Origin of the sequence: Tenacibaculum litoreum (assembly GCF_964513915.1) — a bacterium.
GTDB lineage: Bacteria > Bacteroidota > Bacteroidia > Flavobacteriales > Flavobacteriaceae > Polaribacter > Polaribacter litoreum.
In genome coordinates this window covers 312,398-323,832 of record NZ_CAZEQS010000004.1, presented here as the reverse complement: position 1 = coordinate 323,832, position 11,435 = coordinate 312,398, and the positions used below count along the sequence as shown (strand labels likewise).

Here is an 11,435-nt window from a genome sequence, read left to right as displayed (position 1 = left end):
TTTAGATAAACAACAACTTAACATGAAGAAATTATTACTATTGTTTATAGGGATATCTTCGCTAGTACAAGCTCAAAAAAAAGATATTTCTTTAGAGGATATATGGCGAAAAGGCACGTTTAGAGCCGATTATATGAACTCTTTAAATTCTATGAATGGAGATTTTTATTCGCTATTAAATTATGAGAATGGAAGTTCTACTGTAGATAAGTATAGTTATGAAACTTTAGAAAAAGTTGCAACTATAGTTGATAGTAAAGATTTAGCAGGATTGAAATATTTTCAATCATACAGCTTTAATAATGATGAGACCAAATTAATTCTAGGAACTAACTTCAAACAAATTTTCCGTCATTCATATTTAGGTACATATTATGTGTATGACATAGCAAAAAAGTCGTTAGATTTAATTGGTACAGATATTCAAGAACCAACTTTTTCTCCTGATAGTAAAAAAATAGCGTACGCTAAAGACAATAATTTATTCATTAAAGATTACTCAGATGCCAATGTGGTAATTCAAATTACTAATAGTGGTAAAAAGAATGAAATCATTAACGGTATTACCGATTGGGTTTATGAAGAGGAATTTGGTTTTGTTAAAGCTTTTGAATGGAGTAAAGACAGTAAAAACTTAGCATATTTACGTTTTGATGAAAGTAAGGTTAAAACTTTTTCAATGGACGTATATGGAAAAGAAAAATACCCAACACAGCATGTGTTCAAATACCCAAAGGCTGGTGAAGAAAATGCAAAAGTAGCCTTACGTATATTTTCATTAGAAACGAACAAAACTGCAGAAATTAGAGTTGGAGACTATGAATACATTCCAAGAATTAACTGGACTAACAATCCAAATATTTTAGCAGTTAGAACATTGAACCGTCATCAAAATGATTTAAAAATGTATTTTGTTGATGCAACTACTTTTAATAGCTCTATCGTTTTAAACGAAACAGATAAGGCGTATGTAGATATTACTGATGATTTAACTTTTTTAGATGATAACAGCTTTATATGGACAAGTGAAAAAGATGGATACAACCATATTTATCACTATGACAAGGACGGTAAGTTGTTAAATCAGGTAACTAAAGGAAATTGGGAAGTTACTTCTTACTACGGATACAATGCTGATAAGAAAACTATTTACTATCAATCAGTAGAAAATGGTTCTATTAATAGAGGAGTATATAGTATTTCTTTAGATGGTAAAAACAAAAAATTATTAAGTAATCCTACAGGAACAAACAATGCTGCTTTTAGTAAAAACATGCACTATTTCATCAATACTTTTTCTGATGCAAATACACCACCAGTGTACACGCTAAGAAATGATGAAGGGAAGGTGTTAAAGACTATAAAAGATAATGCAGGCTTAAAAGAAACTATTGCAGGATATAATTTAAGTAAAAAAGAGTTTTCTACAATTAATGTAAATGGAAACGACTTAAATATGTACACTATTAAACCTGCAAACTTTGATGCTAATAAAAAGTACCCAGTTTTAATGTATCAATATTCAGGACCAGGTTCTCAAAATGTAAAAAATAGTTGGAATGGTTCAAATGATTATTGGCACCAAATGTTAGCACAAAATGGTTACATAGTTGTTTGTGTAGATGGTAGAGGTACAGGTTTTAAAGGTCGTGACTTTAAGAAAGTTACTTACATGAATTTAGTAAAGTATGAAACTGAAGACCAAATTTCTGTGGCTAAAGAGTTAGCAAAACTACCTTATGTTGACGCGAATAGAATTGGTATTTGGGGATGGTCTTTTGGAGGTCATATGAGTACAAACTGTTTATTAAAAGGGAATGATGTTTTTGCTGCAGCAATTGCAGTAGCACCAGTTACTACATGGCGTTTTTATGACACAATTTATACAGAGCGTTATATGCGTACGCCAGAAGAAAACCCAACAGGATATGATGATAACTCACCATTGAATTATCCAGAATTATTAAAAGGAAAGTATTTATTAATTCACGGAACAGGTGATGATAATGTACATGTACAAAATGCTTATAGAATGGCTGAAGCTTTAATTCAAGCAAATAAGCAATTTGAGTGGGGAATGTATCCAGATAAGAATCATGGTATTTATGGAGGAAACACTCGTTTACACTTGTATACCAAAATGACTAACTTTATTAAAAACAACCTATAAAATATGGCAAATTCAACACCTATCAAGCGAAAAGAACTATTTGGACATCCAGCAGGATTATATGTGCTGTTTTTTACGGAAATGTGGGAGCGTTTTTCGTACTATGGAATGAGAGCAATTTTGGTACTTTATTTAGTAGCGCAAACTACAGATGAAAATGCAGGATTAGGATGGTCTAACGGTGATGCTTTATCATTGTATGGGACTTACACGATGTTAGTTTACTTAATGTCAATACCAGGCGGATGGATTGCTGATAAAGTTTTAGGGCAAAAAAAATCTGTTTTATACGGAGGTATTTTATTAGTAGCAGGACACAGTGTTTTAGCTATAGAACAAATGTGGGCTTTTTACACTGGGTTAGGTTTAATTATCGCTGGTGTAGGTATGTTAAAGCCAAATATCTCAACAATGGTTGGAGGTTTATATAAACAAGGAGATATTCGTAGAGATAAAGGATTTACAATTTTTTATATAGGTATTAATGTTGGAGCATTTTTATCCGCTTTGATAGTTGGTTATGTTGGAGAAACTTATGGATGGCACTATGGATTTGGTTTAGCAGGAATTGGAATGGCACTAGGTTTATTACAATATGTTTTAGGTCAAAAACACTTGATAGGAGTAGGAGATTACTTAGGAGGTTCTAAAAATGAAGAGGATAAAGAGATAATGAATAAACCATTGACTAAAATTGAAAAGGATAGAGTAGTAGTACTTTTAATTTCGTTTTTATTAGTAATTATTTTCTGGGGAGCTTTTGAGCAAGCAGGAGGATTGATGAATATTTATGCTTCTGAAAAAACAAGTAGAATGTTAGGTAACTTTGAAGTTCCAGCATCATGGTTCCAGTCTTTAAATGCATTTTTTATAATTGTTTTAGGAACTTCTGTAGCAGCGTATTGGGCTAAAAGAAAACTAGAAGGAAAGTTATCTACAGGTTTGTTCAAAATGATAATGGGATTAATAATCATGGGAGCAGGTTTTTTCTTTATGACAGGAGCTTCTGCTCAATTCCAAAGTGAAGGAACTTCAGCAATGTATTGGTTAGTATTAGCATATTTATTCCATACAGTAGGAGAATTATGTATTTCACCAGTAGCATTATCTTACATAACGAAATTAGCGCCAGTAAAATATGCATCTTTAATGATGGGAGTATATTTTGCTATGACTGGTTTTGGTAATAAAGTAGCAGGACTTTTAGGAGAAGCTTCAGAAAGTTTAGGTGAGTTTACCATTTTTACAGGAATTGCAGTTTTTTGTGTTGCTTTTGGGTTGTTAATGTTATTGTTTAGAAGAAAATTAGAAGCTTTAACACATGGAGCAGAAGATAATGAAAGAGATTTAAAGCACGAGGAAGCAGAAGGATTTGAATTAGCAGATAATAATTAAAAAATAAGCCTTGGTAGTATGAAATTACTACCAAGGCTTCTTCTATTATAAACTATATATTAAAAAGAATGAGTACAGATATCGAAAATTTATTTAAAGACAAAGTTTTAGGGCATCCAGCAGGGTTGTTCGTTTTGTTTTTTACAGAAATGTGGGAGCGTTTTTCTTATTATGGAATGCGTGCCATTTTAGTTATCTTTTTAACAGGAGCTATAACAGGTAGCAACCCTGGGTGGGGGTGGAGTACATCAGCAGCATTATCTCTTTTAGGAACATACGCTTTATTCGTTTACCTAACACCTTTGTTAGGAGGGTGGTTAGCCGATAATAAAATAGGTTATCGAATGGCAGTAGTTATTGGTGCATTGCTAATGACATTAGGACACGCAGCAATGGCTGTTGAAACTCCTACTTTTTTATATATAGGAATTGCTTTACTAATTGTAGGGAATGGTTTCTTTAAACCTAACATGACTTCGATTATTTCAAAAATGTATGCAGGGAAAGATGATAAAAAAGATGGTGCTTACAACATTTTTTATATGGGAGTAAATGCCGGAGCTTTTATTGGAATAATGCTTTGTGGTTGGGTTGGAGAAAAAATAGGATGGTCATGGGGATTCGGTTTAGCTGGTATCTTTATGTTGTTAGGTATGTTGCAATTTTATTTTGCTCAACCTCTTTTTGGAAGCTTAGGTGATAAGCCGGCAAAGAAAGATGTGAAAAATGCAGAGGAAACAGTTGATGTTGATGCTGAAAAAAGAAACCCTTTTTCAATCGTAGACTATGCTTTAATAGCAGTTTTTACCGTATCAGCATTAATATTCATTTTCAATGATCCTTTAAGTAAAATAGGAAACATACAAACGTTAAACTTTACGGTTGCAGGAATGAGTGATTCTTTGTTCTTTGCACTATTAGCAGCAATAAGTTTTATCGTATTGTTAATTGTTAGAATTCCTAGGTACACAAAAATAGAAAGAGACAGAATGATAGCTTTTTCTATTTTCTCTCTATTTACCATATTTTTCTGGGCTGCATTTGAACAAGCAGCTGGATCACTTCCAATTTATACTAGAGATTTTACAAATAGAATTTTGGAAGGTACTGCAGGAACAGTATTTAAAGTAGTAGATTTATTGGTGACGGTTGTACCATTAGGTATAATTACCTATGTGTTGATTAGTTTATTTAAAAAGACGTTTAAAAAAATAGGTTTAGCAAATATTATATTAGGAACAAGCTTCTTAATTGTTTGGGCTATTGTTTTGTATAAGCTTTATGTAGAGTTCAATGATCCTAATACAGAGGTGCCAGTAACTTGGTTTGCGATATTAAATTCGTTATTCATTATTATTTTCGCTCCGTTATTTACCAAATGGTGGGATAGTAGCTATAATCCTCCAGCATCTGTAAAATATTTCTTAGGATTAGCATTGTTAGCTTTAGGTTTTGGTTTTCTTGCATTTGGAGCGAGAAATGTAGCTGCTGGTGCAGAAGGAGCAAGTTTAAGTATGATTTGGCTAGTATTAGCATATTTATTTCATACATTAGGAGAGCTTTGTTTATCGCCAATGGGATTGTCATACTTAAGTAAGTTAATTCCAACTCGTATGATTGCATTTATGTTTGGAGTTTATTATTTAGCCATTGCAATAGGTAATAAATTAGCTCATTATATTGGAGGTGATATTGAAAAAATTACGCAGGAGTATAGCTTATCAGGCTTCTTCTTGATATTTACTATTATACCGTTTGTATTAGGAGTGGTTTCTTTATTGTTACACCCACTTCTAAAAAAATTAATGCACGGAGTTAAATAACTCTAAATAAACGTTAAAACAATATTTTACAACCTGTCAATTTTAAATGTTGGCAGGTTTTTTTGTAAATTTGGAACACTTATTGAGACTTAAGGAGTATGAAAAAAATAATATTAGTAGCAGTTTTAACCTTTATTTCACTTGGAGTAAAGGCGCAAGATAAAGTAAACTGGTTAAGCTTTGAACAAGCGATGGAAATGAGCGAGAAAGAGCCAAAGCCAATTTTAGTAGACATTTATACTGACTGGTGTGGTTGGTGTAAAAAAATGGATAAAACAACATATAAAAACAAAGTAATTATTGAGTATATCAATACTCATTATTATCCAGTAAAGTTAAACGGAGAAACAAAACATGATATTACGTTTCAAGGGAAAACGTTTAAGTACCAAGCTCAAGGAAGAAGAGGATATCATCAGTTAGCTGCAGCTATTATGAAAGGACAGTTAAGTTATCCTTCAACAGCTTTTTTTAATACAGAAAGACAGTTATTACAAAACGTACCTGGATATTTAGAAGAAAAAAAGTTTGAAAAAATATTAGCATATTTTAATAAGGATAATTATAAAAATATGCCTTGGTCAGAGTTTGAGAAAAACTTTAAAAGCGCCATGTAAAGTCTATTCTTTTAAAATATAAGCACCATTTTGACCAGTATACCAAAATGGTGTTTTTTGTTTATAACAAGTTTCTTTCCATCTGGTAATATATGATTTATAATTACTTCCATCAGCAATAATTTTTTGAGGATTTAGTGTCGCAATAAGTCTGTTTAAATTGATTCTCGGACTGTTTTTTAATAGAATTATAGGCTTTTTAAGTCCATCTATTTGATAAATCCCTAAACTATCTACAATTAAAATTTGCTTGCTTTTATATGAGAAAACATTAAAGGTAGAGTCAATAATTTTAGAAGAAGTATGTTCTCCAATTCTATACGATTGTATTAATTTTTGTTGGTGTAAAATACTTTTATTCAAAGAACCAATAATTGATAATTCCTTACCGTTTCTCTTTCCGTAAATTGAGTGACGGCTTTTATGAAATACAATAAACTCATTTTTGTTACTAATTTGATACTTCTGATAAAAATAAACTCCTTGTAAGACTATAATTGAAGTCAGTAAAGAAAGGATGCTTTTTAAGGTTTTTTGGATATAAACTTTATATGAGAAGACAATAAAAATATACCAAGCTATCATCTCCCAAAAAGACATGGAAATTTCTTTGAATAAAAAATCTTCTTGATGCGCAACCCAATTAACAAAATAGTTCATTATAGAAATAATAATTCCATAAATATTAGCTATAAATTGAGGAAGGATGTTCAATGTAGCTAGTAAGATAATAATGATTCCAAAGAGCAATATGCTCCCTAAAAAAGGAATAATAATTAGATTTGATAGAATAAATAAGCCTGGAAATTGATGGAAGTAATATAAACTAATAGGTAAAATACCTGCTTGTGCAGCTATTGAAACTGTAAATAAACCCCAACCTTTATCTAGCAACCAAAGTTTAGGTTTCCAGAGGTTGTAGAGTAATGGTTGTACCCAGACAATACCAAAAACAGCCAGATAACTCAGTTGAAAACCAACATCAAATAAAAACATTGGTTTTATTAAAAGTAAGAAGAACATAGAACTGATTAAAGAATACTCAATAATCTTTTTTCGTTTGAATGATTGTCCAACTGCGACAAAAGTGAACATGGTTACAGCTCTAACTACAGAGGCTGATAATCCAGCAATAAAAGCAAATGACCACAGAAATAAGATTATACAAATGGCTTTAATAATCATTCCTTTAGAAAGTTTTTCCAAAGGTTTGAATACATAGGAGAGTAATAACAATAAAATACCAATATGTAATCCTGAAATAGCTAAAATATGAATTGCGCCAGCATTGGTATAGCTTTCTAATAGCTCTTTAGATATTTCTTGACGCTGACCGAGTAATAAAGCATTAATTACAGTAAATTCATCGTTTGAAAAATGATACTTTTTTAAGGAAGTTTGTACTTTTTCTCTGATGCTAGCCGATAAACCAACTAAAGAAAAATTTGAGTTGCTAAGCTGTTTAAATTCTTGCTTGCTTAAAAACACTTGATGATAAACATACTGTTTTGCTAAATACTGCTTGTAATCAAATTGATGTGGATTTAAAGGTGGAATTAATTCTTTAAAAGGAGTTTTGATAAATACTCGATTACTAACCTTTAGTAAAGTTTGCGCACTATCTTTTTTAATGTTTAGAAGAATATATCCATTTGTTTTGATAGAATCAACTCGAGAAACTTCAGCTAAGTATTTTGTATAGTAATTACCTGGTTTTAATACTTTTTGTATAGTGACTATAGAAGAGGAGGTGTTAGTCAAATGAAATGCATAATAATTCGTATAATTCTTCGGATTACGAATATATGTAGAGCTAACCCCAATAAAAACAAAAAGGAGTAAGCTAACTACGCTAAATATTTTTCGTTTTTGTAATCTTTTTAAAAAATAGAGAATAATTAAAAATCCTAATAAGGAACTGCCTAAATAAAGAAGGTTATATTGCCAAATCTGTGTATAAAACTGGAGTGTTATACCAATAATAAGGCACACCAAAAAGTAAAAAGGAGGGTATTCTAACAATTTTTTCATAGCTCTTTAAAGTTATGAAAAAAGTGTGAATTTGAAAAGTTTGGTTATTGGTCTTGAATAACTGTCAGTTACAGATTTTTATGCATTAATTTGGGGTTTAGCCCCTAGTAATATCAATTCTAACTGAATTTGGATATAGTAGACCCACCTTTATAGATTGTTAGTTTTTATTTTTAATAAGTCAAAATTTTAATTACCAAGAAGATAAAAAGCCCAAATGTTGTAAAAATTGACAATAAAGACCTTAAATTTTGTCGTTTAATCATGTTTCCATATTTTTTAACATCTTTATCTAAGTCTAATTCCCATTCCATTCGTTTCGCAACGTGTCTATAAATTTCCATTTGCCAATATTCCAAAAACATTAAATAAATCAAATTTGCAATAGGCAGGATTGCCATCCAAAGACTCAAGATTGTGTTATCAGTTGGAAATTTACTTAACCCAAGAAATGCAGCTATGAGCATATTATTAAAATTGAAAAGTTTGTCGTGAATCCGATCAAAAGTTGACTGTATTTTTTTAGAAGCGTCTTCTGCTTATCTTTCAGCCTTCTTAATTAATTCATCACCTTCCGCAGTCATTTCATTCGTGCTAACACGAGCTTCATTTCTGGTAAGTAATTCTAAAATTCTTTGTAATATCTTGTTTGTCTCTTTTGATTCGCTCATTTTTCAAATTACATTTCGTTATTGGAGATATGAGTTCGTTTTATTGACTTATATCTGTTTATAGCTAAGTTATCTAAATAAGGATAAAAACCAAACAAAAAAAGCAACCTCAAATGAGATTGCTTTTTAATTCTATTCAATTTCTATATACTCAGATTTTCCTCCTGATAAATATCCATTCAACCAATTCCAATCAAACGATAATTTTAGTTTTCCATTTGGTGTTATTGAAACTGTACCAGTTGATTCTCCCGCTTTCAATTCCCCTTCGGTTGTTAAGCACTGATATAAGAGTTTAATTTCGGAATCTTGAGTTTGTTTCCCAATTATAAAACCTTCTTGTATCGATCCTCCTTTGTATTTTCCGGTAATAGTAGTTCCATTTTGGAAATAATGAAAAATGGTTTCATTTGATGATAATCCACTTTTATTTTCCGTAGCTACAAATTTCTTGTTGTCTAAATTCAATTTGAGTTTTTTTATTAGTTATAGCTTATAAATATCCTTTGATAACGAAGTTCATTAAAAATGAGTTAAAAACCAAACAAAAAAGCAACCTCAAATGAGATTGCTTTTCAATTCTATTCAGTTTCAGAAAAAACTTATACGATTTCTACAAACAAACCTTCTTCTGTTTTTTCAACTTTAGCAAGACTGTTTTTAGTTAATCCTTTAATGGTTTTGTCCCACTTCTTATTAGACAAACCACTTTGAGCTTTTAACTCATTTAAACCTATTTTTTCAGCTTTTTCTATCAATGCTAGCAATGCTCTTTCGTCATCGTTTAATTCAACAGAAGGAGCTTTTTTCTCTGGTTTCATTTGAGGGAAGAATAACACTTCTTGAATTGACGGATTGTTTGTTAAATACATAATTAAACGGTCCATTCCAATTCCTAATCCAGAAGTAGGAGGCATCCCATATTCTAAGGCACGTAAGAAATCTTGATCGATAAATTCTCCTGCTTCATCATCTCCACGCTCAGCTAATTTTAATTGTGCTTCAAAACGCTCACGTTGGTCTATCGGGTCGTTTAATTCAGAATATGCATTGGCAATTTCTTTACCACATACCATTAACTCAAAACGCTCAGTTAATTCAGGATTGTCACGGTGCTCTTTACATAATGGAGACATTTCCTTAGGGTAATCGGTAATGAATGTTGGTTGAATGTAGTTTCCTTCACATTTCTCACCAAAAATCTCATCAATTAACTTTCCTTTACCCATTGTGTCGTCTACCTCGATACCCATGTCTTGAGCAGCTTTACGAATTTCATCTTCTGATTTTCCGTTGATGTCAAAACCAGTAAAGTGTTTGATAGAATCAGCCATCGTAACACGTGCATACGGAGCTTTAAAATCTACCTTATGCTCTCCGAACGTAGCTTCGGTAGTTCCGTTTACAGCTAAAGCACAGTGCTCTAATAATTTTTCAGTAAACTCCATCATCCAGTTGTAGTCTTTGTAGGCTACATAAATTTCCATAGCTGTAAATTCTGGGTTGTGCGTTCTATCCATTCCCTCGTTACGGAAGTTTTTCGAAAATTCATACACACCGTCAAAACCACCAACAATCAAACGCTTTAAGTATAACTCATTCGCAATACGCATATATAGGGGAATGTCTAAGGCATTATGGTGTGTAATAAATGGTCTTGCCGCAGCACCACCTGGAATAGGTTGTAAAATAGGTGTTTCTACTTCAAAATAACCAGCGTCGTTAAAAAACTGACGCATCGCATTGAATAATTTAGTACGCTTTACAAAAACTTCTTTTACCTGTGGGTTTACTACCAAATCAGCATAACGTTGACGGTAGCGCATCTCAGGATCTGTAAATCCGTCAAAGGTATTTCCTTCAGCATCTACTTTTGGTAATGGTAATGGTTTTAAAGATTTACTTAATAATTTGAAATCTTTAACCATTACAGTGATTTCTCCAACTTGAGTTTTAAACAACTCTCCTTCAATACCTACAAAATCACCTATATCTAATAACTTTTTATATACTTCGTTGTACAAAGTTTTGTCTTCACCTGTACAAATTTCATCTCTGTTAAAATATACTTGAATACGTCCTTCACTATCTTGCAATTCAGCAAAAGAAGCTTTTCCTTGAATACGACGAGACATTAACCTACCAGCAATCACTACCTTCTTACCTTCCTTAAACTCCTGTTTAATCTGTTTGGAATTCGTATCTAATGGAAATAAATCTGCTGGGTATGGATTGATACCCAATTCACGTAATTTTGATAGTTTTTCTCTACGTACAACTTCTTGTTCTGATAATTGCATTGACTTAATTTTTAAGTAATTTTAATTTAAAGGTGCAAAGATACAATCAATTACAAAATTAGACAACGGTAGTATAGCATAGATTTTATAAAAAAGTTATTTTTTATTTGTGAGTTTCTAAAAAGAATGTATATTTGCAGGCTGTCTAATTTTAAAAGGACAGCATTTAGTTGTGTTGTTAGATACTTTAAATAGTATCATGGTTTTGTTAACCAATGGAAAGCTTCCCTTAGATGGGTTGCTTTTTTTTTGCATTTTATTTACGTTTATTTTGAAGCTATTTCCCGCTTTCCGCACTCGCTTCCCGAAGTATCGGAAGAGCTCAAACAATTGCTACAATCGGGGCTAAGTGTATTTACTAACTTTTTTAAAACATGAATGTCCATCATCCCAAACAAGGGTGAGAAGTGGAATCTCATGATTAGAAG

8 protein-coding genes are annotated in these 11,435 nt (G+C 31.7%); 4 read left to right on the top strand and 4 right to left on the bottom strand.

The window, feature by feature from the left end; all coding sequences use genetic code 11:
• Positions 1-22: 22 nt before the first annotated feature.
• The 4 genes from ACKTTR_RS12980 to ACKTTR_RS12965 all read left to right on the top strand — a co-directional run bounded on the left by ACKTTR_RS12980 (position 23) and on the right by ACKTTR_RS12965 (position 6,005).
• The gene (locus ACKTTR_RS12980; RefSeq protein WP_408028245.1) at positions 23-2,170 is read left to right on the top strand and encodes a S9 family peptidase; all 2,148 of its coding nucleotides are present in this window, start codon (positions 23-25) and stop codon (positions 2,168-2,170) included.
• Positions 2,171-2,173: 3 nt separating this feature from the next.
• Positions 2,174-3,565, top strand: a complete 1,392-nt coding sequence (locus tag ACKTTR_RS12975) for a peptide MFS transporter (protein ID WP_408028244.1) — start codon at positions 2,174-2,176, stop codon at positions 3,563-3,565.
• Between the two features lie 68 nt (positions 3,566-3,633).
• Positions 3,634-5,388, top strand: coding sequence for a peptide MFS transporter (locus tag ACKTTR_RS12970; protein ID WP_408028243.1), 1,755 nt, complete (start codon positions 3,634-3,636; stop codon positions 5,386-5,388).
• Positions 5,389-5,486: 98 nt separating this feature from the next.
• Positions 5,487-6,005 (top strand): thioredoxin family protein, encoded by a 519-nt coding sequence (locus tag ACKTTR_RS12965; RefSeq protein ID WP_408028242.1) that lies wholly within the window; start codon positions 5,487-5,489, stop codon positions 6,003-6,005.
• 3 nt (positions 6,006-6,008) lie between these two features.
• On the opposite strand, the gene ACKTTR_RS12960 is transcribed toward ACKTTR_RS12965, so the two are convergent.
• The 4 genes from ACKTTR_RS12960 to lysS form a co-directional block, all read right to left on the bottom strand.
• The gene (locus ACKTTR_RS12960) at positions 6,009-8,036 is read right to left on the bottom strand and encodes a ComEC/Rec2 family competence protein (protein WP_408028241.1); all 2,028 of its coding nucleotides are present in this window, start codon (positions 8,034-8,036) and stop codon (positions 6,009-6,011) included.
• 539 nt (positions 8,037-8,575) lie between these two features.
• Positions 8,576-8,707, bottom strand: coding sequence for a hypothetical protein (locus tag ACKTTR_RS12955; protein ID WP_408028240.1), 132 nt, complete (start codon positions 8,705-8,707; stop codon positions 8,576-8,578).
• A gap of 132 nt (positions 8,708-8,839) precedes the next feature.
• Entirely contained in the window at positions 8,840-9,175 is a 336-nt protein-coding gene (locus tag ACKTTR_RS12950) for a lipocalin/fatty-acid binding family protein (protein WP_408028239.1), read from the bottom strand.
• A 134-nt stretch (positions 9,176-9,309) separates the two neighbouring features.
• Positions 9,310-11,007: a lysine--tRNA ligase gene (lysS, locus tag ACKTTR_RS12945; protein ID WP_408028238.1), complete on the bottom strand. Its 1,698-nt coding sequence runs from the start codon at positions 11,005-11,007 to the stop codon at positions 9,310-9,312.
• Positions 11,008-11,435 lie beyond the last annotated feature (428 nt).

Bases quoted from the DNA above. Each gene is read 5' to 3' on its own strand.
- ACKTTR_RS12980 (WP_408028245.1), top strand. From the start codon at position 23: ATGAAGAAATTATTACTATTGTTTATAGGGATATCTTCGCTAGTACAA.
- ACKTTR_RS12975 (WP_408028244.1), top strand. From the start codon at position 2,174: ATGGCAAATTCAACACCTATCAAGCGAAAAGAACTATTTGGACATCCA.
- ACKTTR_RS12970 (WP_408028243.1), top strand. From the start codon at position 3,634: ATGAGTACAGATATCGAAAATTTATTTAAAGACAAAGTTTTAGGGCAT.
- ACKTTR_RS12965 (WP_408028242.1), top strand. From the start codon at position 5,487: ATGAAAAAAATAATATTAGTAGCAGTTTTAACCTTTATTTCACTTGGA.
- ACKTTR_RS12960 (WP_408028241.1), bottom strand. From the start codon at position 8,036: ATGAAAAAATTGTTAGAATACCCTCCTTTTTACTTTTTGGTGTGCCTT.
- ACKTTR_RS12955 (WP_408028240.1), bottom strand. From the start codon at position 8,707: ATGAGCGAATCAAAAGAGACAAACAAGATATTACAAAGAATTTTAGAA.
- lysS (WP_408028238.1), bottom strand. From the start codon at position 11,007: ATGCAATTATCAGAACAAGAAGTTGTACGTAGAGAAAAACTATCAAAA.